The 24,998-nt window shown below is 65.5% G+C and carries 25 protein-coding genes; 16 read left to right on the plus strand and 9 right to left on the minus strand.

Going from position 1 to position 24,998, the window contains the following annotated elements:
* Positions 1-122 precede the first annotated feature (122 nt).
* Positions 123-551: a CBS domain-containing protein gene (locus QA635_RS17775; RefSeq protein ID WP_028336151.1), complete on the plus strand. Its 429-nt coding sequence runs from the start codon at positions 123-125 to the stop codon at positions 549-551.
* A 3-nt stretch (positions 552-554) separates the two neighbouring features.
* Here QA635_RS17775 and QA635_RS17780 read toward each other — a convergent pair whose 3' ends face one another.
* Positions 555-1,601, minus strand: a complete 1,047-nt coding sequence (locus tag QA635_RS17780) for a patatin-like phospholipase family protein (RefSeq protein ID WP_057019669.1) — start codon at positions 1,599-1,601, stop codon at positions 555-557.
* A gap of 277 nt (positions 1,602-1,878) precedes the next feature.
* Here QA635_RS17780 and QA635_RS17785 point away from each other — a divergent pair, with 277 nt between their 5' ends.
* Both QA635_RS17785 and QA635_RS17790 read left to right on the plus strand, forming a co-directional pair.
* Entirely contained in the window at positions 1,879-2,955 is a 1,077-nt protein-coding gene (locus QA635_RS17785) for a hypothetical protein (RefSeq protein ID WP_092082438.1), read from the plus strand.
* Between the two features lie 177 nt (positions 2,956-3,132).
* Positions 3,133-5,616, plus strand: a complete 2,484-nt coding sequence (locus QA635_RS17790) for a putative bifunctional diguanylate cyclase/phosphodiesterase (protein ID WP_283070678.1) — start codon at positions 3,133-3,135, stop codon at positions 5,614-5,616.
* 177 nt (positions 5,617-5,793) lie between these two features.
* Here QA635_RS17790 and QA635_RS17795 read toward each other — a convergent pair whose 3' ends face one another.
* Complete coding sequence (locus QA635_RS17795; protein ID WP_076831733.1) at positions 5,794-6,357, minus strand: nitroreductase family protein; 564 nt, start codon at positions 6,355-6,357, stop codon at positions 5,794-5,796.
* Between the two features lie 84 nt (positions 6,358-6,441).
* Complete coding sequence (gene thrS / locus QA635_RS17800) at positions 6,442-8,490, minus strand: threonine--tRNA ligase (RefSeq protein WP_283070680.1); 2,049 nt, start codon at positions 8,488-8,490, stop codon at positions 6,442-6,444.
* Between the two features lie 227 nt (positions 8,491-8,717).
* On the opposite strand from thrS, the gene QA635_RS17805 reads away from it, so the two are divergent.
* Positions 8,718-10,016, plus strand: coding sequence for a COG3904 family protein (locus QA635_RS17805; protein WP_283070682.1), 1,299 nt, complete (start codon positions 8,718-8,720; stop codon positions 10,014-10,016).
* Between the two features lie 106 nt (positions 10,017-10,122).
* Entirely contained in the window at positions 10,123-11,259 is a 1,137-nt protein-coding gene (locus QA635_RS17810; protein WP_283071701.1) for an MFS transporter, read from the plus strand.
* A 78-nt stretch (positions 11,260-11,337) separates the two neighbouring features.
* Here the strand turns inward: QA635_RS17810 and QA635_RS17815 are convergent, their stop codons facing one another.
* Positions 11,338-11,505, minus strand: coding sequence for a hypothetical protein (locus QA635_RS17815; RefSeq protein WP_283070684.1), 168 nt, complete (start codon positions 11,503-11,505; stop codon positions 11,338-11,340).
* Positions 11,506-11,630: 125 nt separating this feature from the next.
* Complete coding sequence (gene yidD / locus QA635_RS17820; protein ID WP_283070686.1) at positions 11,631-11,942, minus strand: membrane protein insertion efficiency factor YidD; 312 nt, start codon at positions 11,940-11,942, stop codon at positions 11,631-11,633.
* Positions 11,943-12,224: 282 nt separating this feature from the next.
* Here yidD and QA635_RS17825 point away from each other — a divergent pair, with 282 nt between their 5' ends.
* Positions 12,225-13,148 (plus strand): COG3904 family protein, encoded by a 924-nt coding sequence (locus tag QA635_RS17825; RefSeq protein WP_283070688.1) that lies wholly within the window; start codon positions 12,225-12,227, stop codon positions 13,146-13,148.
* Positions 13,149-13,274: 126 nt separating this feature from the next.
* Here QA635_RS17825 and QA635_RS17830 read toward each other — a convergent pair whose 3' ends face one another.
* The gene (locus QA635_RS17830; RefSeq protein WP_057019663.1) at positions 13,275-13,721 is read right to left on the minus strand and encodes an iron-sulfur cluster assembly scaffold protein; all 447 of its coding nucleotides are present in this window, start codon (positions 13,719-13,721) and stop codon (positions 13,275-13,277) included.
* 240 nt (positions 13,722-13,961) lie between these two features.
* On the opposite strand from QA635_RS17830, the gene folE reads away from it, so the two are divergent.
* From folE to QA635_RS17880, 10 genes are all read left to right on the plus strand, one after another.
* Positions 13,962-14,642, plus strand: a complete 681-nt coding sequence (gene folE / locus QA635_RS17835) for a GTP cyclohydrolase I FolE (protein ID WP_016843918.1) — start codon at positions 13,962-13,964, stop codon at positions 14,640-14,642.
* Positions 14,643-14,670: 28 nt separating this feature from the next.
* Positions 14,671-15,099 (plus strand): phosphoribosyl-AMP cyclohydrolase, encoded by a 429-nt coding sequence (gene hisI / locus QA635_RS17840; RefSeq protein ID WP_225160242.1) that lies wholly within the window; start codon positions 14,671-14,673, stop codon positions 15,097-15,099.
* A gap of 205 nt (positions 15,100-15,304) precedes the next feature.
* A complete protein-coding gene (locus QA635_RS17845; protein WP_341850428.1) occupies positions 15,305-15,916 on the plus strand; it encodes a c-type cytochrome in 612 nt (203 codons plus the stop codon).
* A 49-nt stretch (positions 15,917-15,965) separates the two neighbouring features.
* A complete protein-coding gene (locus tag QA635_RS17850) occupies positions 15,966-17,180 on the plus strand; it encodes a c-type cytochrome (RefSeq protein WP_283071703.1) in 1,215 nt (404 codons plus the stop codon).
* A gap of 115 nt (positions 17,181-17,295) precedes the next feature.
* Positions 17,296-17,475: a hypothetical protein gene (locus tag QA635_RS17855; protein WP_016843914.1), complete on the plus strand. Its 180-nt coding sequence runs from the start codon at positions 17,296-17,298 to the stop codon at positions 17,473-17,475.
* Positions 17,475-18,038 carry a cupredoxin domain-containing protein gene (locus tag QA635_RS17860; protein WP_057019660.1) on the plus strand — a complete coding sequence of 188 codons (564 nt, stop codon included), beginning with the start codon at positions 17,475-17,477 and terminating at the stop codon, positions 18,036-18,038. Before QA635_RS17855 ends, QA635_RS17860 begins: the two co-directional genes overlap by 1 nt.
* Positions 18,028-19,653 carry a b(o/a)3-type cytochrome-c oxidase subunit 1 gene (locus QA635_RS17865; protein ID WP_283070693.1) on the plus strand — a complete coding sequence of 542 codons (1,626 nt, stop codon included), beginning with the start codon at positions 18,028-18,030 and terminating at the stop codon, positions 19,651-19,653. The genes QA635_RS17860 and QA635_RS17865 overlap by 11 nt, the downstream gene beginning before the upstream one ends.
* Positions 19,650-20,441, plus strand: coding sequence for a c-type cytochrome (locus tag QA635_RS17870; RefSeq protein ID WP_016843911.1), 792 nt, complete (start codon positions 19,650-19,652; stop codon positions 20,439-20,441). The genes QA635_RS17865 and QA635_RS17870 overlap by 4 nt, the downstream gene beginning before the upstream one ends.
* A 92-nt stretch (positions 20,442-20,533) precedes the next feature.
* Positions 20,534-21,535 (plus strand): transglycosylase SLT domain-containing protein, encoded by a 1,002-nt coding sequence (locus QA635_RS17875; protein ID WP_283070695.1) that lies wholly within the window; start codon positions 20,534-20,536, stop codon positions 21,533-21,535.
* Positions 21,536-21,698: 163 nt separating this feature from the next.
* Positions 21,699-22,880 carry a DUF2336 domain-containing protein gene (locus QA635_RS17880; protein ID WP_283070697.1) on the plus strand — a complete coding sequence of 394 codons (1,182 nt, stop codon included), beginning with the start codon at positions 21,699-21,701 and terminating at the stop codon, positions 22,878-22,880.
* 69 nt (positions 22,881-22,949) lie between these two features.
* On the opposite strand, the gene QA635_RS17885 is transcribed toward QA635_RS17880, so the two are convergent.
* The 3 genes from QA635_RS17885 to QA635_RS17895 all read right to left on the minus strand — a co-directional run bounded on the left by QA635_RS17885 (position 22,950) and on the right by QA635_RS17895 (position 24,968).
* Entirely contained in the window at positions 22,950-23,528 is a 579-nt protein-coding gene (locus QA635_RS17885; protein ID WP_016843908.1) for an Hpt domain-containing protein, read from the minus strand.
* 9 nt (positions 23,529-23,537) lie between these two features.
* Positions 23,538-24,083, minus strand: coding sequence for a response regulator (locus QA635_RS17890; protein ID WP_028336173.1), 546 nt, complete (start codon positions 24,081-24,083; stop codon positions 23,538-23,540).
* 105 nt (positions 24,084-24,188) lie between these two features.
* Positions 24,189-24,968: an NAD kinase gene (locus QA635_RS17895; RefSeq protein ID WP_028336174.1), complete on the minus strand. Its 780-nt coding sequence runs from the start codon at positions 24,966-24,968 to the stop codon at positions 24,189-24,191.
* Between the last annotated feature and the right edge of the window lie 30 nt (positions 24,969-24,998).

Below are 24,998 nucleotides of genomic sequence, written 5' to 3' on the forward strand. Positions count from 1 at the left end.
TCGAGCCCTGCTACTCGCCGCGCCCCGGAACCGAAATCGGCGCGGAACTGTTGATTGAAGACTCTGGCGAACAGGCTCGGCTCCGCTGAAGCGGGGCGCGAGCGGATTCAGGGAGGCCGACAATGACGGTACGTTCCATTCTCGATGCAAAAGGCCATCAGGTCATGAGCGTCGCGCCCGGCGCGAAGCTCTCGGCCGCGGTCAAGCTGCTCGGCGAGCGCAAGATCGGCGCGGTGCTTGTGATGGAGCAGAGCCGCATGGAGGGCATCCTGTCGGAGCGCGACATCGTGCGCGTGCTCAGCGAGCGAGGCGCGGGCGCGCTGGACGAACCGGTCAGCGCGGTCATGACCAAGAAAGTCGTGAGCTGCCGCGAGTCCGATACGGTCAGCGGCATCATGGAGATGATGACCACGGGAAAATTCCGCCATCTTCCTGTCGTCGAGGACGGCAAGGTGGTCGGGCTGATCTCGATCGGCGACATCGTCAAGCGGCGCGTCGAGGAATATGAGCGCGAGCAGGAGGCGCTGCGCGACTACATCAAGACCGCCTGAGCGCTACTTCCCGGTGCTGCCCGCGCCGCTCGACGGCGGCGCCAGGATGTCGATCGCCTCCTCGATTGCGCTGATGGAGCGTTCGGCCGCACGGATGCCGTGCGCGATCAGGTCGTCGGCGCGATGGAAGTCGAACCAGCCGATCTGACCGACCCGCGGCGAGATCAGCATATCAGGCGGATCGCCGGCAAGGCGTGCGCGGGTGATGCGGTCCTGCATGATGTTGAAGGCGTCGACCATGACGCTCGAGATGCCGGGCCGGCTGGCGCTGCCGAAAAACTCCCGCTTCACGGTGCGTTCGGCGGAGAAGAAGCGGCCAAACCGGCGCTTCGGCGGCTCCGGCTCGAGCTCGGCCTCGGCGGTCACCGCAACCGTCACCTCGGGCGCGGCGGAGGGGCCGTGATTGTAGATCGTGGTCGAGTGCGCGAACACGTCGCTGGAGAGATTCGCCGCAATGACGATCTCGGCGCCGAGCGCGCGCGCGGCCGAGACCGGCACCGGATTGACCAGCGCGCCGTCGACCAGCCAGCGGTCGCCGATCAGGACCGGCGCGAAGATGCCGGGCAGGGCGTAGGAGGCGCGCATGGCGTCGACCACGCGGCCCTGGGTCAGCCAGATCTCGTGCCCGGTGCGCACTTCGGTGGCGACGCTGGCGAACTTCACCGTGAGGTCCTCGATCATGACCTGGCCAAGCGCGGCCTCGATCTCGGCGGCCAGCTTGGCGCCGCGGATCAGGCCGGAGCCGTTGAGGCGGATATCGAGGTAGCCGAGCACGCTGCGCGGCTGCAGGCCGCGCGCCCATTGCTCCAGCGTCTCGATATGGCCGGCCGCATAGGCGCCGCCGACAACGGAGCCGATCGAGGTGCCGACCACCACATTGGGGACGATGCCGTGGGCCAGCAGGGTCTTGATGATGCCGATATGGGCAAAGCCGCGCGCGGCCCCGCCGCCGAGCGCAAGCCCGATGACCGGCCGGCGAACCGTACCCAGTCCTACCTTGTCGGGGCCGTCGGAGCTCTTGTGGCCTCGGCCCATCCAGCTATCCAACACGACAAATCTCCTGCCAGCGCGAGACTAGGCTGCGCAGCATGGCTGCGCCAGCGTCGTCCGTCTTCATGGTTATTCCCACAGGCATGATTCATGCCCCGGGTAGTCCGCGGTAGGCAGGGAATGTGACTGGACCGCGACGGTAGAGCTAACATCGGCTTGATCGCGCGGTTCCAAATGGCGGACGCCGCCCGCCCGGACTGTGACAAAGCCTTGGACGCCCCTTGATCCCCTTGGACGAAGGCTTGAATTTGCCGCGTTTTCGTTGAAAAGCATGGAGATGACTTCGAGGGGCAACGGCATCGGCGGATGCGGGCGGGGCATGCGGCTCCTTCCGCTGCTGACGCTTGCGGCATTTTTGCTGGCCCTGATCCCCGGTTCCGTATCTGCACAGTTCTTCAGCGACCGGCCGCCGCCGATTCCGCCCGCCTCGGTCCCGGAGGTGCCGTCCGGTCCGGCACTCAACCTGGCGCCGCCATCGGGCGGCGGTTCAGGGCCCGTTCTGCCCGGTCCGCTTAACCAGCCGACCATCGTCCAACCCTCGATTGCGACCGTGCCGCCGGTGGTAGCCGTGCCGCCGGCCGGCTCACCGGCCGCGGGGCAGGCGGTGCTGTCGCTGACGGCGCGGTACGGCAAGGACCTGCCGGTCATCAATGCCGGGCTGGTGTGGCGGGTGTTCGCCGACAAGCCTGACGACAACGGCACCTACAAGCTGGTCCGCGAAGAGCGCGGGGCGACGCCCAACGTGGTGCTGCCGCCCGGCAACTATGTCGTCCATGTCGCGCTCGGCCTCGTCAGCGCGGTGCGCGCCGTCAGTCTGAAGTCGGAGACCGACCGCGAGTCCTTCGTGCTCCCGGCCGGGGGCCTGCGGATCGAGGGTCGGGTCGGCAGCAGCAAGATCCCCGCCAACCAGATCTCGTTCGCGATCTACAAGGGCAGCCAGTTCGACGGTTCGGACCGTGGACCAATGGTGCCGAATGTTGCAGCCGGCGACGTCGCGCTGCTGCCCGAGGGCACCTACTACATCGTCTCCAACTATGGCGACGCCAACTCGGTGGTGCGCTCCGACATTCGCGTCGGGGCGGGCAAGCTGACCGACGTCACCGTCACCCATCGCGCCGCCGTCATCACCCTCAAGCTGGTCAGCGAGCGGGGCGGCGAGGCGCTCGCCAACACCGCCTGGTCGGTGATCACGCCGGGCGGCGACGTGATCAAGGAATCGATCGGCGCGTTCCCGCGCGTCGTGCTCTCGGAAGGCGAGTATCGCGCGATCGCCAAGAACGAAGGCAAGGTGTTCGAGCGTCCCTTCAATGTCGTCAACGGCGTCGATGGCGAAGTCGAGGTCGTGGCGCGCTGACGTCCGACCGGCCTGCATTTCATGCAGCTGTCATAGTCTCTAATGTGAACTAACCATCGCGCGAATTTGAGCCGTCATAATCGCTCGCGGTGATGCCGGGCCTGCCTATTTTTACATGACGTTAAGCCGCGGCATGACTTGGATGCCGTGGGGACTAGTGTTTGCGTGGGGCGCGCCATGGTCATGGCCAACAAGAAATCAGCTAAAGCATCGGCCAAATTCAATTCCGAGATGTTCGCCGACGTACCGGTTCTGCAACGCAAGTGGCAGGCCGCGGTCCGTCCCGGCGAAAAGCTGCCGCACTATGAAGACGTGATGCTCGGCAGTCTCGGCCGGCTCGCCGATCATATCGTGCTGCTGCGGAGCGTCGATGGCATGCTCAGCGTCTCGCACGCCGGCCGCTATGTCCAGACATGGCTGAACGACGAGCGCTGGGACATTCCGCTCAGCGCCCTGCCGCCGGATTGCGCCACCGCGTTGACCGAAGCCGCCGCAAACGCGCGCGAGAACTGCCGGCCCTATCTGGCGTCGGCGCATTGCGTCCGCGACGGGCTGGTGCGGACCTTCGACGTGCTGGCGCTGCCGACGCGGTCGCGCTGGGGCGGTATCCTGGTCGGCGTCTACGTCAACGAGCGCAATGCGCAGTACAATCTGCTCGATACGATTTTCTCGGCCGCCGACGAGGGCGTGCTGTCGCTCGCAGCGATCCGCGATGCGCGCGGCGAGCCGGCCGACTTCCAGATCGTGCATCTCAACCAGGGCGCCGCAAGGCAGCTGATGCAGCCTGCGACCGAATTGCTGTGGCGCCGGCTCAGCGCCGGCGGCAACCCGCTTGCGGCGTCAGCGGTGATGAGCTGTCTGCGTGGATTTGTCGGCGGCGGCCCGGGCGGGCAGTTCGAGATCGACAGCGGCGATCGCTGCCTGCGGCTCGGCGTCACGGCATTCGGCGACATGCTGTCGCTGACCGTCTCCGACGTCACCGCGCTGAAGCAGCGCGAGCTGTCGTTCCGCCTGCTGTTCGAGAACAATCCGATGCCGATGTGGGTGTTCGACGCCGGCACGATGGAATTCCTCAGCGTCAACGACGCCGCCGTTCAGCACTATGGCTACAGCCGGGAAAAGTTTCTCGGCATGACGCTGCGCCAGATCTGGCCGGTGGACGAGTGGAGCGTGCACAGCGCCGCGTTGCGCGAGATCGGCGACGTCTATCAATCGAGCCGCGACTGGCGGCACATCAGGGCCGATGGCAGCGAGATCCATGTGTTGACTTTCGGACGCAAGGTGGCGTTCGAGGGCCGCGACGGCTATCTGGTCGCGGTGGTCGACATCACCGAGCGCCGCGCCGCCGAAGCGCGGATCGCGCATATGGCGCACCATGACGGTCTCACCAATCTGCCGAACCGCGATTTCTACCAGGAGCGCCTGCGCGAGGCGCTGGAGCGCGGCCGCAGCGGCAACAAGCGCGTCGCGGTGATGTGCATCGACCTCGACCTGTTCAAGAACGTCAACGACTCCTTCGGGCATCCGATGGGCGACCGGCTGCTCAAGCTGGTGGCGGAGCGGCTGCGCGAGGTGGTCCGCGACAACAATGTGGCGGCTCGCCTCGGCGGCGACGAGTTCGCGATCGTGCTTGCGGCCGACGTTTCGCCGAACGAGGCGAGCGCTTTCGCCGAACGGCTGATCGAAGCGCTGAGCGCGCCCTACAACATCGACGGGCTCGAGGTCGTGGTCGGCGCCAGCGTCGGCATCGCGCTGTCACCGGGCGACGGCACGACGTCGGAAGAATTGATGCGCAATGCCGATATGGCGCTGTACCGCGCCAAGTCCGAGGGCGGCGGCGTGCACCACTTCTTCGAACCGGAGATGGATCAGCAGGCGCAGAAGCGCCGCGACATGGAGCGCGATCTGCGCGCGGCGTTCAGCAACGGCGAGTTCGAGCTGCACTACCAGCCGCTGGTCGATATCGCGGCCGACCGTATCTCTGGCTTCGAGTCGCTGCTGCGCTGGCGGCACCCGCAGAAGGGCATGGTCTCGCCTGCAGAGTTCATCCCGGTCGCCGAAGACATCGGCCTGATCGTCGCGCTCGGCGAATGGGTGCTCCGCGAAGCCTGCTCGGAGGCGATCAAGTGGCCCGCCGACGTCAAGGTCGCCGTCAATCTGTCGCCGGTGCAGTTCCGCAGCCGCAATCTGGTCCAGGCCGTGATCTCGGCGCTGGCGCATTCCGGCCTGTCGGCACGGCGGCTCGAGCTCGAGATCACCGAGTCGGTGTTCCTGGCGGAGACCGAGGCTAACCTCGCGATCCTGCATCAGCTGCGCGAGCTCGGCGTCAGCATCTCGATGGACGATTTCGGCACCGGCTATTCCTCGCTGAGCTATCTGCGCAGCTTTCCGTTCGACAAGATCAAGATCGACCGCTCCTTCGTGAAGGATCTGGCGCGGCGCTCCGATTGCCTCGCGATCGTGCGCGCGATCTCGGGCCTTGGCCGCAGCCTCAGGATCACCACGACCGCGGAAGGGGTCGAGACGACAGACCAACTCGACTGGCTGCGCGCCGAAGGTTGCAACGAGGTGCAGGGATTTCTGTTCAGCGCGGCGAGGCCGGCAGGAGAGATCGCGGCGCTGCTGAGCAGTTTTGCGGAGCGTGCGTCGAAGGCGGCGTAACGTTTTTCCGGTCGTCATGCCCAGGCTTGACCCGGGCATCCATCGTCTTCGACAGAGTCTTTCAGTAGTCGTCATGCCCGACAATGGCGAGGGCTTTTGTAGCCCGGGTGAGCGAAGCGACACCCGGGACGAGTGTCCGGCATATCGCTCCGCTCATGCGGGCTACAAGGCTATACCCTAGAACCGCGTCACGATATCCGACAGGGCCGGGCGCGGGCGGTCCTCGCTCGGCCTGGTCGGGGTGCCGATGTGAATGAGCCCGGCGAGCTTCTCGTCCGGCTTCAGGCCGAGGCCGTCGAGCACGTCGCGGTCGAAGACAAACCAGCCGGTCAGCCAGCAGGCGCCGTAGCCGAGCGCGGTCGCCGCGGTGACGATGTTCATCGCGCTGGCGCCCGCCGACAATTCCTGCTCCCACGGCGGCACCTTCGGGTGCGGCTTGGTGAAGGAGACCACGCCGATCACCAGCGGCGCGTCGGTCAGGCGTTTCTTCTCGACCTCGATGTCGGAGGCCGGCGCCCCGGGATTCTTCCGGGCGAAGACCTTTGCGATCACGTCGCCGGCCCGCGCGCGGGCATCGCCCTCGAACACGATGAAGCGCCAGGGCGCGAGCTTGCCGTGGTCAGGCACGCGTGCGCCGATCGTCAAAATGGTCTCGAGCTCGGCCGCGGACGGGCCCGGGCCGGTCATCTCGCGCGGTTTCATCGAGCGGCGCGTCTTCAGGAGTTCAATGGCATCGGGCACGGAAATGTCCTTCAAGGGGAGTCGTGCCCCCAAGATGGGGACACGACCAAGCCAATGAAAGCCAGTTTAGACCGATTGTGAAGATCAGGCGACGGATCGCGCCCGCTTCACGTCGGGCGGCGTCGCCTCATCGACCAGCGCGGCGATCGCCTCATCGGTCGGCATCACGGTCTGCCGCTCGCTGCCGAGACGGCGGACCGAGACCGAGTGGGTCTCGGCTTCCTTCTTGCCGACGACGAGCAGGGCCGGAATCTTGGCCAGCGAGTGCTCGCGGACCTTGTAGTTGATCTTCTCGTTGCGCAGGTCGATCTCGACGCGCAGCCCGGCGCGGCGCGCGGCGGCCGCCACCACCTTGGCGTACTCGTCGCCTTCGGAGGTGATGGTCGTGACGACGAGCTGGGTCGGCGCCAGCCAGAGCGGGAAGTTGCCGGCATAGTGCTCGATCAGGATGCCGATGAAGCGCTCCATCGAACCGCAGATCGCGCGGTGCACCATGACGGGTGCCTTCTTCGAGCCGTCATGATCGATGTAGAACGCGCCGAACCGCTCCGGCAGGTTGAAGTCGACCTGGGTCGTGCCGCACTGCCAGTCGCGGCCGATGGCGTCGCGCAGCACATACTCGAACTTCGGTCCGTAGAACGCGCCTTCGCCCGGATTGATCTCGGTCCGGATGCGGTTGCTGCCCTTGGCCTTGATTTCCGACAGGACCGTCGCCATCACGCGCTCGGCGTGATCCCACATCTCGTCGGTGCCGACGCGCTTCTCCGGCCGCGTCGAGAGCTTGACGGTGAGCTCGCCGTCGAAGCCGAAATCGGCGTAGGTCGACAGGATCAGGTCGTTGATCTTGAGGCACTCGTCGGCGAGCTGCTGCTCGGTGCAGAACACATGGGCGTCGTCCTGGGTGAAGCCGCGCACCCGCATCAGGCCGTGCATCGCGCCCGACGGCTCGTAGCGATGCACGACGCCGAACTCGGCGAGCCGCAACGGCAGGTCGCGGTAGCTCTTCAGCCCGTGCTTGAAGATCTGCACATGGCCCGGGCAGTTCATCGGCTTCAGCGCGAACCAGCGCTTGTCCTCGGCCTCGTCGCCGGCGGACTGCGCCGCGAACATGTTCTCGCGGTACCAGTCCCAATGGCCCGAGGTCTCCCACAGCGCCTTGTCGAGGATCTGCGGGGCGTTGACCTCGTTGTAGTCGCCGAGTAGCCGGCGCCGCATATAGGCGATCAACTGCTGGAAGATGGTCCAGCCCTTGGGGTGCCAGAACACCACGCCCGGGCCTTCCTCCTGGAAGTGGAACAGGTCGAGCTCGCGGCCGAGCTTGCGGTGGTCGCGCTTCTCGGCTTCCTCGATCTGCTTGAGATAGGCGTCGAGGTCTTCCTGCCTGGCGAATGCCGTGCCGTAGATGCGGGTCAGCATCGGATTGTTGGAATCGCCGCGCCAATACGCGCCCGCCACCTTCATCAGCTTGAACGCGTTGCCGACCTTGCCGGTCGAGGTCATGTGCGGGCCGCGGCAGAGGTCGAACCAGTCGCCCTGGAAGTAGATCTTGATCGGCTCGTTGCCGGGAATGGCGTCGACCAGCTCGACCTTGAAGGCCTCGCCCTTGTCGCGGAACACCTGCTTGGTCTTCTCGCGATCCCAGACTTCCTTGGTGAACGGCTTGTCGCGCGCGACGATCTCGCGCATCCGCTTCTCGATCGCGGCAAAATCTTCCGGGGTGAACGGCTCGTTGCGGAAGAAGTCGTAGTAGAAGCCGTTCTCGATCACCGGGCCGATCGTGACCTGGGTGCCCGGCCACAGCGACTGCACGGCCTCCGCCAGCACATGCGCGGCATCGTGCCGGATCAGTTCCAGCGCGCGCGGGTCTTCGCGGCCGATCAGCTCGATCTTGGCGTCGGCCTCGATCGGATCATTGAGGTCTGCAAGCGTGCCGTCGAGCGCCATCGCGACGGTGCGCTTGGCGAGTGAGGGCGAAATGCCTTTGGCGATGTCGAGACCGGTGGTCCCTCTCGGGAAATCGCGCCTCGCTCCGTCAGGGAAGGTGAGGACGATCTTGTTCACGGGTTCTGCGGGTTTGAGGTTGGAGAGGCTGTACTGGAATCCGGATTCGGATTTGGGTGGCGTTTCTGCCATGGTGACTCCTGTAGCTCACTCCTGCGAACGAGCGCAGGTAAGCGGAAAGCAGCGGTATAGCAGGGGATTTGACGCCTGCAATCCGGCAATATCAAGAAAATGGGCCTCCGGCCGCACGGATTTGAACAAGGCTCGGCTGCAGGTGACGCCACGGATCGTTGCGACGCTGCCGATCATCGTCTAACGTCCGGCCTCCGTTTTCCGCCATCGCGCGATCCGCAAGGTTCATGTTTTCCCGTCTCCTGTTTTTCGTGGCGTTGCTTCTGATCCCGGGCGTGTTGCGGGCGGAAGACACACCGGTCCAGAAGGCCGGATTTGCGAAAAAGCTGACCATCTATCTCGCCCATGGGCCGGCGAACGCCTGCGGCGCCGGCTGCGATCGCTGGATCGCGATCGAAGGCGAGATCGATCGGGAAGCCGCGCAGCGGATTCGCACCTTCCTGTTTGCCAACAAGGACAGGCAGCTTCCGATCTACCTTCATTCGCCGGGCGGAAACGTCGAGCAGTCCTATGGGATCGCGCGGTTCCTGCGCGCGCACAAGGCAATTGCCCGGGTCGGCCGTACCATCGTGCCGGCCTGTTCCACCGGCACGCAGATCGACGCCGCCTGCCTGAAGATCAAGGCTGCCAAGGGAGAGGTCGAGGCCGAGCTCACCACGCGCAACGCGATGTGCGTTTCGGCCTGCGCCTATCTGTTCCTGGGCGCGACCAGCCGCGAAGTGGCGCCCGATTCGGTGCTCGCGGTGCATAACTCCAAGCTGATGTTCGTCGTCCACGGGCATCCGCCTGCGCAGGCCGTCGCGGACTTCAGGCGGCGCGAGATGGTGAGCGCCGATCGCGACCGCAATGTATTCCTCGCGGCGATGGGCATCAGCCATGAGCTCAGCGACCTCATCAAGTCCGTGAAGTTCGAGGACCTGCACGTGCTGACGCGGCCGGAGCTCTATCGATTCGGCATCGATACGCGGCCGCTGCCGGAAACCCTGTGGGCGGTGGAGAAGGAGACACGGCCCTATGTTCGCAAGATCGTGCAGCAGAAAAGGGCCGACGGCAGCGCGTTCCGCATGATGGAGTGGCGGCTGTTCTGCGAGAGCAAGGATCGCGGGCGGCTGATGTTCGTCCGCGAGTTCGAGGAGGGGGCAGCCGGCAAGAGCACGGTGGTGATGATGGCCGGCGCGACCAGGACCGTCGCATTCGGCCGGTCGGCGCGGTTCGGCAAGTACGAGGTCTGGAGCGAGGCGGTGACCTCGGACATCGTCAAGGCGATGCTCGCGGCCCCGCATCTGCAGATCGGCGAAAGCCCGCTGGCAGCCGACGCCAAGCTTTACGCCAAGTCTGACACCAAGTCTGACACCAAGCCCGGCCTTGCGACATTCGATATCGGCACCACCGGGCTGGAGCAGGGCTGGACGCAGCTTCTGGCATCATGCCCGGCGGCGACCGCCGGCCCGAAGCCTGCGAGCCCGTTGCCGGCCGCTGCGTCGCCGAGTGTCAGCGCGGTGCCGGCGGCGTCGCCGTCGCCATGAGCGCAAGAGGCGCCGTTCGATCAGGTGCCATGCATTTAGATGCAGTTGCATCGATCTCGGCGTCTGCTAACACCGCGGCGTGAAACGCTTCGCTCCCACCGCATTGATGCTCGGCAACATCGTCACCGGCTGCTCGGTGCTGGCGCCGGCCGGCATGCTGGCGGAGTTGTCCGACGGACTCGGCGTCACGATCCACACCGCGGGTCTGCTGATCACCTTCGGCGCGATCGTGCTGTGCGTGGGCTCGCCGGTGACGGCGTGGCTGACCAGCCGGATCGAGCGGCGGGCGCTGCTGACGGCGACGCTGCTGGTGCTGACGCTGACCAATGCGGCTTCCGCCTTCGTGCCGAACTACGACAGCCTCCTGATCATTCGGCTGGTGATGCTCGCGGTCGGCGTGCTCTACACGCCGCAGGCGGCAGGCACCGCGGCACTGATCGTGCCGGTGGAGAAGCGCGGCAGCACGATTGCCTACATCTTTCTCGGCTGGTCGCTGGCTGCCGCGATCGGGCTGCCGCTGATCACCTTCATCGCAAGCCGCTACGGCTTTCGCGCGACCTATGGCGCGATCGCAATGACCGGGCTCGTGAGCTCCCTGCTGCTGTGGTGGCGGCTGCCAGGCGGACTGCACGGCGCGCCGGTTGATCTCCGAACCTGGGTCGATCTCGGCCGCAATCCGATGGTCATTCTGCTGCTGTCGATCACGACGCTGCAGATGTCCGGCCAGTTCGTGGTGTTCACCTTCATGGGACCGCTGCTCGCCAAACTGACCGGCGCCAATGCGGACGCCGTCGGGATCGTGTTCGCGCTCTACGGCATCTTCGGGTTCGTCGGCATCGTGATCGCAACGCGCGTGGTGGACTCGTGGGGCGCCTGGAAAACCTCGGTCCTGTTCACCGTGCTGCTGCTCGCAGGCGTCGCCGGCTGGGCGCTGAGCGCCGGCGCCTACGCCTTGATGGCCGCCTCCGTCGCGGTGTGGGGCCTCGGCTTTGCATCGACCAATTCGATGCAGCAGGTACGCCTGGTCGGTGCGGCGCCGGCGCTCGCTTCGGCGTCGGTCTCGCTCAATACCTCGGTGCTGTATATCGGCCAGGCCATCGGCTCCGCGATCGGCGGCTTGCTGTTCGCCCGCGAATGGCTGCACAGCGCAGGCTACGTGGCTACGGCCTTCGTCGCGGCGGCGCTCGCGGTCGTGGTCGTCACGCGGCCGCGACGGGCGGCCGCCACCGCCGCGGCCGAGTGAACGGCTGGCTTTCGCGCTTGTATTCGCGAGTTCCAAGCAACGATCCGCGTGCGGAACATCAGGGAGCTCGGCTGCGCGTCACCACCTCACGCTTTGGCTGGGCACGATGAACGCCGTCGTGCTCGGCTTGTTCGGATTGTGGGCGAAGTAGCCGTAGGCGGCGACGATCACGACGAGCAAGGCAAGCACGGCCAGCAAGTCGATCTGCCGGGGATCATGACCGTTGTGGCTGATTTTCCAGCGCATTGTTGTTTCCTCCCCAAAGGGGGCGACGAAACAATGCGCTAACTATCGCGACAGTTCCGCCGGGCAGCAATGCGCGCCGCGCTTGGACCTGCCGCAGCAACCGATCAATTCTCGTTGACGCCGCGTCAGCCTTCGTTGACGCCGCGCCAGCGGCCATAGCGCCAGGGCAGGTACCAGCGCGCCCCGGGCGGCTTCGTCAGCGGGACATTATCGATCCCGGATGTTCCCCAGGGCTGGCAGCGCAGCAGCCGCGCCAGCGTCATCCAGCCGCCGCCCCACAGGCCGAAGCGTTCGATCGCCTCGTCGCCATAGACCGAGCAGGTCGGCAGATGCCGGCAGTTGTAGCCGACCAGCGGCGACAGCGTGTGCCGGTAGATCCAGATCAGGGCGCGGCCGAGGTTGCGCGGCAAGCGGCGCAGGGTGCTGGCACAGTCCATGCATCGTGGATGGTGTGTCGTTGAATGGTTTGTCGGCGGCATACGCAAGTATGTACGTAGTCTTGCGGGGGTTCCAAGCCAAGGAACTGTTTTGTTGCAGATATTTACGCCACAGTTCGTTACTATTGCACAGCACCGATGGCGCTGCAGCAAGGGCTCTATGGACGGTCCGGGTCAGCAACGCTACCGTTCCCATAACGCGCCGCTGACAGAATCGTGGCGCATTGCCATGGGGCCATTGCCACCGCTCGCATCACCAAGGGCTTGGGGGAAGGAACCAAATTGAGGCTCGTCAAGTCGCTCTCGTTGCGCAGTTGGGCGCTTACCGGCGCCGTTGCTCTTTGCTTCGCGGTTTCCGGCACCGCCGCCATGGCGGGCGGTTCCGCGCAGGCCAATTCGACCCTCGAAGAGCGCAAGCTGCCGATGAAGTTCAGCTGGATCGCCTGCCAGCCGAATTGCCGTGGCTGGGTGTCCGCGGTCGGCATCATCACGGCCGATAGTCCGAGGGAATTCGACGAGTTCGCGCGCGGCCGCCAGCTCAACGGCGCCACCGTCGTGCTCGATTCCAGCGGCGGCTCGGTCAACGACGCGATCGCGCTCGGCCGCCGCTTCCGCGGTCTCGGCGTGCTGACCACGGTCGGCACCAGCGTCGTCAGTCAGGCCGCGCAAAGCGGCCGCGCGAGCGTTCTGCCGGATGCCTATTGCGAGTCGATGTGCGTGTTCCTGCTGCTGTCGGGCAAGACGCGCTACGTTCCGCCGGCCGCCCATGTCCGCGTGCATCAGATCTGGATGGGCGATCGCGCCGACGACGCCAAGGCCGCGAGCTACACCGCGCAGGACCTGATGATCGTCGAGCGCGATATCGGCCGTCTTGCCAAATACACCTTCGACATGGGCGGCGCCGGTGATCTGCTGGCGCTCTCGCTCAGCGTGCCGCCGTGGGAAGACCTGCACGAATTGTCGGCGGCCGAATTGCGGCTGACCAATCTCATCACCACCGATGCGGTTGCCGACGTGCTGCCGCGGCAGGACAACAGCAAGGACAACGCAATTCCCGTCGCCGAGGCGAAGCCGAAGAACAACGATCGCTTCTTGAGCAGCGCGATGGAGGGCGAGGCGTCGCAGGCGAGAGCGACCAAGACCGCCGAGGTCGTGGTGCCGACCGGCGGCAGCGCAGCGCCGGCGCCGGTCCAGCCCGCGCAGTAAGAACGGACATTGTCGCGTCGTTCCGGGACGCGTAAGCGGACCACAGATGCGCAATTGCGCATCGGGGAACCTCGAGATTCCGGGTTCGATGCTGCGCATCGCCCCGGAATGACCTGACATGCAATTTTACGCCGGCTGCTTCGCCTTGGCCTCGATCTGGCCGATCGCATCGACCACTGCATCGAAGGTCAGCAGGGTCGAGGCATGGCGGGCCTTGTAGTCGCGCACCGGCTCGAGCAGCGCGATATCGGCCCATTTGCCGCCCTGCGGGGGCTGGCCGTTTTCCTTCAGCATCTTGCGGACCGTCTCGCGCAATTCGCGCAGCTCGTCCGCGGTCGAGCCCACCACCCGGCTCGCCATGATCGAGGAGGAGGCCTGGCCGAGCGCACAGGCCTTCACGTCATGGGCGAAATCCGTCACCACGGGACCGTCCATCTTGAGGTCGACCTTGACGGTCGAACCGCACAATTTGGAGTGGGCGGTGGCGCTGGCGTCCGGGTCGGCCAGCCGTCCGAGGCGCGGAATATTGCCGGCCAACTCGATGATCCGCTTGTTGTAAATGTCGTTCAGCATGGAGACAGATGCCTGGTTCCGGCGGTGCCGGGCGCTCTTGGCGGCTGGGTTGCACCGTCCTATATATGGACGGCAACGCCGGAAACATAGCCCGGCCATGCAGCCACCGCGGCCCACCTCCGCCGCGGCGGTGCTACAATTGTGGGACTCAGGCGCCCGGCGGTCGAACCATCCGCCCCGTCTGCCCGGTGACACATCCGGACCAAGGTCAAATCCGAGGGCCGGTCGAACGGAGAAGACATGGACGCCTTGATCAAATCGATTCGCCCCAACAAGCCGGCCGACGCGAAGCCCGGCGAGCTCGACCCCTCAGAATTCATGACGGCGGCCGTCCGTGCCGACCAGCCGCGCCCGTCGCGGGCGGAGGCGGAGGACGCCGTGAAGACGCTGCTCGCCTATATCGGCGAGAACACCGGCCGCGAGGGCCTGCTCGACACGCCGCGCCGGGTCGTCGAGGCCTATGACGAGCTCTATCAGGGCTACCACCAGTGCCCGGCCGAGGTGCTGAACCGCACCTTCGGCGAGACCGCCGGCTACGACGATTTCGTCCTCGTCCGCGACATAGAGTTCACCTCGCAGTGCGAGCATCACATGATGCCGTTCTACGGCAAGGCTCATATTGCCTATACGCCGGTGGAGCGCGTCGTCGGCCTCTCCAAGCTGGCGCGGCTGACCGATATCTTCGCCCGCCGTCTGCAGACCCAGGAGCATCTCACCGCGCAGGTCGCGGCCGCGATCGACGAGGTGCTGAAGCCCCGCGGCGTTGCCGTGCTGATCGAGGCGGAGCATACCTGCATGTCGGTGCGCGGCGTTGCCAAGCATGGTGCATCGACCTTCACCAGCCGCTTCACTGGCATGTTCCGCGACAATCCGGCGGAGCAGCAGCGTTTCTTGTCCCTGGTGCGAGGACCGAACCGGTAACCTCGCATTTTCCTGAGCGAGGTTTTCCGTGTCCGCAGCGACCCACGATCACGACCGCGAGGAGGGGCTGGCCTTCCAGCCTAAATTCGACGCGGCAGGTCTTGTGACCTGTGTCGCGACCGATGCCGCGACCGGCGATGTGCTGATGGTCGCGCACATGAACGACGAGGCCCTGCGCAAGACGATCGCGACCGGCGAAGGCTGGTACTTCAGCCGCTCGCGCAATGCGCTGTGGCGCAAGGGCGAGAGCTCGGGCCAGACCCAGCGCGTGCTCGAGATCCGGATGGATTGCGATCAGGACGCGGTGTGGATCAAGGTCGAGCAGATCGGCGCTGCCTGCCACACCGGACGGCGCTCCTGCTTCTATCGCGCGGTGAAGGACGAGGACGGTGACATTGGTTTGTCATTCGTCGATGCCGATCGGATGTTCGATCCGGCGCAGGTCTATCGCAAATAGAGCGTTGATCTAAATCAAATGCGATGCGTCGAAGTGATGCACTTCGTTGCCTCCTGTTCGGCCGTGTGCAAGTAATTGCACATCGTCGTCGCGCTGGGGGTGAGTTGTGGCGCATCGTCTGATACCGCTTGTTGGGTTTCTCGCCTGGGTTGTATTGCCGATCGGTGCAGCACAGTCGCAAACGGCGGAACGTGCGCCCGATACGATGGCCGCGCGCGTCCTTGCTTGTGCGCCGTGTCACGGCGCCGAAGGCGAAGGCACCAGCGACGCCTATTTCCCGCGGCTGGCCGGCAAGCCGGCGGGCTATCTCTACAACCAGCTCATCGCATTCCGGGATGGACGGCGGAAATATCCGCCGATGAACTACCTGCTGGAGTTTCAGACCGACGATTACCTGAAGAAGATCGCCGAGTATTTCGCCTCGCTCAGGCCGGCATTTCCGCCGCCGGTTCCGCCGGTCGACAGCAAGGAGATTCTGGTGCGCGGCGAGACGATCGTGAAGAACGGCGATCCGCAGCACGGCATTCCGCCCTGTTCAGCCTGCCATGGTCCCACATTGGGTGGCATGGAGCCCGGCATTCCCGGCCTGCTTGGCCTGCGCGCGGCCTATATCAGTGGCCAGCTCGGCGGCTGGCGCTACGGCACGCGGACCGCGTTCGCTCCAGATTGCATGCAGATCGTCGCGGGCCTGCTGACGGAGGACGACGTGAAGGCGGTGGCAGCCTACCTGTCATCGCGTCCGGCGCCGGCGGATCCATCCTTCGCGCCGCGAGGCAGCCTTCCGATGCCGCTCGAATGCGGCAGCGAACCGCACTGAAGGGATCGTGCCGATGTCGCGAACCTTAACAGGACTGCTTGTCGGACTGATGCTGGCACTGTCGCCCATTGCGGCTTCGGCGCAGCAGAAGGCGGCCGATCCGGCCGTCGTCGCCAAGGGTGAGTATCTCGCACGCGCCGGCGATTGCATCGCCTGCCACACCGCGCGCGAAGGCAAGACCTTCGCCGGCGGCCTGCCGATGAAGACACCATTCGGCACGCTCTACACGTCGAACATCACGCCCGACCCGCAAACCGGGATCGGCACGTGGACCTCCGATCAGTTCTACCAGATGATGCACAATGGCCGCTTTCCCGATGGCGGCCTGGTCTATCCGGCGATGCCGTTCGCCTCCTATACCAAGGTGACGCGCGAGGACAGCGACGCGATCTACGCCTATTTGCGCACGGTGCCGCCGGTCAGGCAGCTCAACAAGCCGCATGACCTGACATTCCCGTTCAACAACCGCTCGCTGATCCTCGGCTGGCGCACGCTGTTCTTCAGGGAAGGCGAGTTCAAGCCGGATCCGACGAAGTCGGCGGAGTGGAACAGAGGTAACTACCTGGTCGAGGGGCTGGGTCATTGCGGGATGTGTCACACCCCGATCAATGCGCTCGGCGGCAGCAAGCAGTCGCAGGCCTTCGAGGGCGGCCTGATCCCGATGCAGAACTGGTACGCGCCGTCGCTGACCTCCAACAAGGAGACGGGGCTCGGCGACTGGACGATCGAGGAGATCGTCGACTATCTGCGCAAGGGCGTGTCCGCCAAGGGCGCCGTGTACGGACCGATGGCCGAGGTCGTCTACAACAGCCTGCAATATCTCAATGATGATGATGCGCGCGCGATGGCGGTCTACCTGAAGGGCCTTGCGCAGGGCGGTCCTCCGGAGAAGGCGTCGACTTCGCTGCCGTCGGCCGAGAGCAGTCTGCTGCTGTCCTTCGGCAAGTCGATCTATGACCGCGACTGCGCAAGCTGTCATGGCGCGACCGGGCAGGGCATGCCGCCGGATTATCCGCCGCTTGCCGGCAATCAGTCGATCCAGATGGTCTCCGCGGTGAACCCGATCCGGATGGTGCTCAATGGCGGGTATCCACCGGGCACGTCGGGCAATCCGATGCCCCACGGCATGCCGCCGTTCGCGCAGAAACTGTCGGATGACGAGGTCGCGGCTGTCGTGACCTACATTCGAACGGCCTGGGGCAATCGCGGCGAGCCGGTGTCGGCGCGACAGGCCAACGAACTGCGGGCAGCAACGCTGAACTAAAGCATGATCCGGAAAAGTGCGAAGCGGTTTTCCGAAACGATCATGCTCAAACAAAGGAGCTAAAGCGCGATGACTAGTCAACCTCGTCTCGTCGCGCGTTAAGGGGAGCGCGATCATGATCAACTCGTCTTCGCCGCAACCGCCGGCATCGGGCTCGGAAGACGATGATGTCGAGACTATCGTACGCGCCGGTCCAGGTGGCGCGGTTGCGGTCGCGGGCATTGCGACGGCCGTCGTGGTCGGGTTGTGGTTTGCATTCTATCTGCTGGTCTTCCTGCCGCGGAGCGTTCCCTGATGGCGAGCGAGACTGACCACAGCCTCGGCGAGGCCGTTGCCGCTCGGATCGAGCGGCGCTGGGCGACGCTGTCGATCGTCATTGTCGGCGTCCTGGTCGGCATGGCGACCTATATCGGCATCCATCAGGCGACGATGCCGCAGGGCCGGGTCGAAACCGCCGATCCCAAGACGCTGCATCTGTCGGGCGAATTCGTCGAGAGCAATCTCGGCAGCGAAATGCTGGCCGACGGATCGGTCACCGTGCGCGCGATTGGCCAGCAATATTCCTTCACACCGCAATGCATCGTGGTGCCCGCGGAGACTCCGATCACCTTCCGCGCCACCAGCGCCGATGTCGTCCACGGTTTTCTGATCGAGGGCACCAACATCAACACGATGCTGGTGCCGGGCTACGTCACCGACCTGCCGGTACGCTTCAAGGCGCCGGGCGATCACGTGATGCCGTGCCAGGAATTCTGCGGCATCGGCCACCAGGGCATGTGGGGCAAGGTCAAGGTGGTCGACAAGGCTGCGTTCCGTGACATGGCCGCAGCGAAGCGGAGGCTGACCTGTGTTGATTAACAAGCGGCTGATCGCGGTGCATTTCTGGCTTGCCTTCATCGTGTTCGGCGTCGCGCTGGTGCTCGGCGCCTGGCAGATGTTCGTGCGCAGCCCGTTGAACGCCTGGCATTTTAATCCGGAGTTCTACTATCGCTCGGTCACCGCCCATGGCTCGGCGATGGGATACGTCTTCCCGACACTGATCGCGATGGGATTCGGTTACGCGATCACCGAAGCCTCGCTCGAGAAAGAGCTGGTTGGACGGCGCTGGGCCTGGGTGGGCTTCTTCCTGGTCGCCGTCGGCGCCGTTGTCGCGATGATCCCGGTGTCGCTCGGGCTCGCCTCGGTGCTCTACACCTTCTATCCGCCGATGGTCGGCAATCCCTTCTATTACATCGGCGTCGTCATGGTCGTGGTCGGCTCATGGATCTGGGTCGCGCTGATGGTGATCAATTTCGTGATCTGGAAGCGCGAGAACCCGGGCAAGCCGGTGCCGCTTGCGATGTATGCCAATGTTGCGGGCTCACTGCTCTGGGGCTGGACCGCGGTCGGCGCCGCGCTTGAGATCCTGTTCCAGATCCTGCCCGTGGCGCTTGGGCTGAAGTCGACGATCGATGCGGGGCTGGCCCGTGTCTTCTTCTCCTGGACGCTGCACGCGATCGTCTATTTCTGGCTGATCCCGACCTACATCGCCTACTACACGATCTTCCCGCGGGCGATCGGCGGCCGGCTCTTTAGCGACCCGATGGCGCGGATCTCGTTCATCCTGTTCGTCGTGGTGGCGATGCCGATCGGCGTGCATCACCTGTTTGCCGACCCGCAGGTCGGCGCCGGATTCAAGTTCATGCACTCCGTGTTCACCGGCCTCGTCGCGCTGCCGACGCTGCTCACGGTGTTCACGATCTGCGCGTCGGCGGAGATTGCCAGCCGTCTGCGCGGTGGCCGCGGCGCATTCGGCTGGATCGGCGCGCTGCCGTGGTCCAATCCGATCATGCTGGCGACGGCGCTGTCGCTGGTCATGCTCGGCTTCGGCGGCGCCGGCGGTCTGATCAACATGAGCTATCAGCTCGACGCCACCGTGCACAACACGCAGTGGATCACCGGCCATTTCCACCTGATCTTCGGTGGCGCCATCGTGATCATGTATTTTGCCATCGCCTATGATCTGTGGCCGCATCTGACCGACCGTGCGCTGGACAGTTTTGGCCTGATGCGCACGCAGCTCTGGCTGTGGTTCATCGGCATGATCGTGACCACCTTCCCGTGGCACTATGTCGGTATCCTCGGCATGCCGCGCCGCATGGCCTATTATGACTATGCCAACCCGGCGATCTCGCCGCAGGCCTTGTCGGTCACGATGTCGGCAATCGGCGGATTCATCCTGTTGTTGTCGGGCGCTCTGTTCCTGCTGGTGCTGATCCGCGGGCAGTTCGGCGCGCGAGGCGAGGCGGGTGCGTACCGCTTCGCGGTGCCGTTGCACATGCCCGCGCGGATTCCGGTCGCGCTCAACTCATTCGGCCTGTGGCTCGCGTTGATGGTCGGTCTCACCGTGGTGAACTATGGTTTCCCGATTGCGCAGCTGATGGCGCTGAACGAGACCAGCGTGCCTGCGGTCTATGTCGGAGCAGGCCGATGAGCGACCAGCCGCTGTTCTCGCTGCGCAATCCGTGGTTCGGCGCCAGCGTCGGCATCACGGCGGCGATCGCCGTGTTGTCGGCCGTCGCAGGCCTGATCTGGTTGCCGTTGGCGCAGCCCAACCTGAAGCTTGCGGGGGTCTGGGATGCGATCTGCAGCGCGGCCGGCGTTCCGCGTGCCGCCGTGCAGGAGCCCGGCATCAAGCCGGATTTCAAGACGTCCAATGTCATCATGACATCGGAGATGCTGACCAAGGTGAATCAGGTCTCGATCGGGCGGGGCGCAACGCTGGCGCAGCGCTGCGCGATCTGCCACGGACCGCAGGGCGTCAGCGACGCCCATTCACCGAACCTCGCCGGGCAATTTGCCGCGGTGACCTACAAGGAGCTGAATGACTTCAAGACCGGCGCGCGGGTCAGCGTGGTGATGAGCCCGTTCGCAGCGGCGATGAGCGATCAGGACATGAAGGATGTCGCGGCCTATTACGCCTATCTGCCGCGGGTGCCTTCGAACAATCTGGATACCGGGCGTCCCGCGCCGGCGATCGTGGTGACGGGCGCCCCGATGCGCAACATCGCGCCTTGCGGCTCCTGCCACGGCGATGTCGACAACAAGGCGGGAAGCCCCTGGCTTGGCGGCCAGTCGGCGGTCTACATCAAGGCGCAGCTCGAGGCCTTTGCATCCGGGGCCCGCCGCAACGACATCAGCCAGCAGATGCGCAACATCGCGCGCCAGATGACGGCCGAGGAGATCGACCAGGTCGCGCACTACTACGAGGCCCAGCCCTGAACCGGCGCTATTAACGCGCCATTAACCATAATTACGGCACCTTGACGGGACATGGGTGCCGATTGCCGGCGCCCGGCAAGGCACCCGGACAGATGGCGGTCGATCTCTTCAATGCGACGGCTTCGGCAGGTGTCGATTCCTCGCGCCTGAAGGTGGCGAGCTCGATCAAGCAGGCGGCCGCGACCACCGGCACGAGCTTCGAATATCTGCTCACGACCGCGAAGATGGAATCCAATTTCAATCCGCGGGCCGGCGCCACGACCTCGTCGGCGCATGGACTTTATCAATTCATCGACCAGACCTGGCTCGGCACCGTCAAGGAGGCCGGAAGCCAGCTCGGCTATGGCCAGTATGCCGACGCCATCACCAGGAATTCCGACGGCAGCTATTCGGTCAGCGATCCCTCGGCGCGCGCCGCGGTCATGAAGCTGCGCGACGATCCGGACGCGGCGTCCTCGATGGCGGCGGTGCTGACGCAGTCCAACAGCTTCAAGCTTACCGGCAAGCTCGGCCGCCGTCCGACCGATGCCGAACTCTACATGGCCCATTTCATGGGCGTCGGCGGCGCCGGCAAGCTGATCTCGAGCGCCGAGGACAGCCCGAGCGCCAATGCGGCCACGATGTTCCCGAAGGCGGCGGCCGCCAACCAGTCGATCTTCTATGACAAGTCGGGCAACGCGCGCAGCGTCAGCCAGGTCTATTCGGTATTGACCACGCGCTACGCAGCAGCCGCGAACTCCAAGGACACGCGCACCGCCTTCGCGGCGGCGGGTGGCGACACCATGTCGCCTTACGCGATCGCAGGCGCCGCGCCGACCGCAGCGCTGACCATGGACACCGCGTCCTATCTCTCGACCTTCCCGGACTCCCGGTCGGCCGCGCCCGCTGCGACCTCGGCTGTGGCATCGGGACAGCCGGTGCCGACCTTCCGCTCGCTCTACCAGGCCGGCGACCGCTCGGAGCCGATCTCCCCGGCGGTGCAGGAGCTGTGGGGCAATTCCGCCTCGCTGACGTCATCGGCGACGCCGAAGGTCCGCGCGCCCGGACGGCTCGACCTGTTCAGCGATCCGAGCGGCACCTACAGCAACGGCTAGCGCTGTCTTGCTGCGCGCGCGAAGCCGCGCGCCGTTGCGGCTTTAACGAAACGTCAATAATCCCAAACGTTTATGGTGAACCCTTTGTTAAGCGTCATGGTTTATTTTTTCTTGCGGTGGCGTCGTATGTCGATGCCGTTTCGTTGCGTAAGCCGGAAGGACCATGATCGTTCGGCAGTTTATTAGTTGGATTAGGACCGCTCCTGCAGGTGAGCGAGCAGAGGCAACGCGGGCGTTGGCCCGGGCCTGGCTCATCTCGGATCTCACCGAGGACGACCGCATCGCAGCCGAAGGCGCGCTGCTGATGCTGCTCGACGACCCGTCGCCGCTGGTACGGCAGGCAATGGCCGAGGTGTTCGCGCGCAGCGTGGACGCGCCTGCCGCAATCGTGCAGGCGCTGTCGGCCGACCAGCCGGCGATCGCGGTGCCGGTGCTGGAGCATTCACCGCTCCTGATCGATGCCGACCTCGTCGACATCGTCGCCACCGGCTCCGACGAGATGCAGTGCGCGATCGCGCGCCGCACCAATCTGCCGGCCTCCGTCGCCGCCGCGATTGCCGAGGTCGGCTCGGCGGCCGCCGCGCTCGAGCTGATCGAGAATCCTTACGCCGGCCTCGCGCCGTTCTCCTGGGATCGCATCGTCGAGCGCCACGGCCATCTCGCCGCCATCAGGGAATCGATGCTGCAGCTGGAAGACTTGCCGTCGGCAACGCGGCTGGCGCTGGTCGCAAAGCTCTCCGACACGCTGGCGCAGTTCGTCGTCGCGCGAAACTGGCTCGGCGCCGATCGGGCCGACCGCATCGCCGGCGAGGCCAGGGAACGCTCGACGGTGAACATCGCCGCGCGCGCCTTCGGCGACGACATGCAGAACCTGATCACGCATCTGCGCGCCACCGGGCAATTGACCGCCGGGCTGATCCTGCGCGCGCTGCTGTCGGGCAATCTCGATCTGTTCGGGGCGGCGCTCGCCGAACTGTCCGGACTGCCCTATGGCCGCGTCTCCGCGCTGTTGAACGACCGCGGCGGCAACGGCCTGCAGGCGCTGTTGCGCCGTGCCGGCCTGCCGGAATCCACCTACGCCGCGTTCCGCGTCGCGCTCGAGGCGAGCCACGAGGTCGGCTACGTCGACAGCGGTGACGGCGCGGCGCGGCTGCATCGCCGCATGGTGGAGCGGGTGCTGACGCACTGCGAGACCGACCATTCGGCGGCCGAGCCGCTCCTGATCCTGCTGCGCCGCTTCGCGACGGAATCGGCCCGCGAGGATGCGCGGATGTTCTGCGAGGAGCTCGCCGCGGAAGACGCCATCGCGGTGCTGCCCTACGACGACGATCTCATCGCGGCCTGAGGGCCGCGCTTCCTTCCCATCGATGGATGCTTGAGTGGGCTGCCGCAACGCGAGCAGCCGGCCGCGCGGCTATTCGCCGGGCACGATGCTCGGCGCGAGGATCGCCTCGAGGTGCTCGGGACGGTCGCGGTTGGCGTGGGTCAGGAATTCATCGGCGATGCCGCGGAGCTGCTTGCTCAGCACGCCGGCGACGACCGCGGTGTCGAGCTTGGTGCGGTTGCGCACGATCGCCTGCACGGCGTTGATGTGGTGCGCAATCAGCTGCGGCGGCACGGCGCCGAGATCCGGCGCGTGCTCGATGATGCGGCACAGGCTCTCGGCGGCTGCGGCCGCCGACGGATAGCCGAATGTCGCGGCATCACCCTTGATGTCATGCGCGGCGCGGAACAGCTCCTCGCGCGTCTTGTCGCTGAAGCCCTCGCGCAGCACGGTGGCGTGTGCGGCGGAGAGGCGGTCGGCCTCGATCGTCATCCACTCCTTGAACTCGCCCGACAGCCCGGCGAGCGCCTTTTCGGCGCGGCCGACCGGATCGTCGAGATCGCTCTCGGGGACGCGCAGCAGCATCTTGCGCAGCGGATTGGGCTGCGTGATGACGTGGTGCGTGCCGAAACTCTTGACCTCGATCGTCCCGGGTTTGTCTTTCGCCATGGCGATGTCCTAGATGGCCGAGCGCGCCTTTTCGAGCAGCGACGGCTGTTGCAGCACCTCGACCTCGCCGCTCCCGCGGCGTTCGGGGCCGATATAGGTGTTGGTGGTGTTCCGGCGGCGGTCGGGGCCGAAATAGGTCTTGGTCTTGATGAACGGGCGCGGGTTGGCGACCACGTTCATGATGCGCTGGTAAAGGCCCTTGGCCGAGATCGGCTTGGCCAAGAATTCGGTGACGCCGGCATCGCGCGCCACGGTGACACGGCGCTTCTCGGAATGCCCGGTCAGCATGATGATCGGCGCGTAGGGGTTGCCCTTGGATTCCGGCTGCCGGATCATCTGCGCAAGCTCGAGCCCGTCGAAGATCGGCATCGACCAGTCGGTGATGACGATGTCGGGCACGTAGTGCGTATACATCTCGAGCGCGGTGGCGCCGTCCTCGGCCTCATACACCTCGCGCGCGCCGAACGAATGCAGCAGCGTCCGCAGGATGCGGCGCATGTGCGGATTGTCGTCGCAAATCAAAAATCGCAGCTTGTTGAAATCGATGCGATACATGGTCCGGCCCTGATAGGGCATACCGGGCCAATGCGGTATTACCCGACGTTAACCATATCCCGCCCGGGGTTAATGATTGGTTGCCGGGCAAGGAGGCAGACGCCGTCAGTAGCCGAACTGCTCGCGCAGGATGCGTTCTTCCAGCGAGTGGCCGGGGTCGAACAGCATCCGCATCGCGATCGTCTTGTCGGACAGCACCTCGACCCGGCGGACGTCGCGGACCTCGTCATGGTCGGCGACCGCGGCCACCGGGCGCTTCTCGCCCTCGATCACCTCGATCACCACGAAGGCGGAATTCGGCAGCAGCGCGCCGCGCCAGCGCCGCGGCCGGAACGCGCTGATCGGGGTCAGCGCCAACAGCGCCGCGTTGATCGGCAGGATCGGCCCCTGGGCGGAGAGGTTGTAGGCGGTCGATCCGGCCGGCGTCGCCACCAGGATGCCGTCGGCCATCAGCTCGGGCATCCGCTCGTGCTCGTCGATCAGGATGCGCAGCTTGGCGACCTGGTAGGTCTGCCGGAACAGCGCGACCTCGTTGATGGCGTGATGCAGATGCACGGCGCCGTGGATGTCGGTCGCGCGCATCAACAGCGGATTGATCAGCGACTCCCGCGCGGCGGCAAGCCGGGTGCGCAGATCATGCGTCGAATATTCGTTCATCAGGAAGCCGACGGTGCCGCGGTGCATGCCGTAGATCGGCTTGCCGCTGCGCATGTTGGCGTGCAGCGTCTGCAGCATCAAACCGTCGCCGCCGAGCGCGACCACGACGTCGGCATCCGCGGGTAGATGGTTGCCGTACATTTCCGTCAGCTGCTCGAGCGCCGACTGCGCTTCCACGCTCGCGCTGGCGACGAAGGCGATCTTGTCATACCGCTTGGAGCTGGCCATTCGCTCACGAACTCGTTTGGCACGGAACAC

Source organism: Bradyrhizobium brasilense (assembly GCF_029714345.1).
GTDB classification, from domain to species: domain Bacteria; phylum Pseudomonadota; class Alphaproteobacteria; order Rhizobiales; family Xanthobacteraceae; genus Bradyrhizobium; species Bradyrhizobium australafricanum.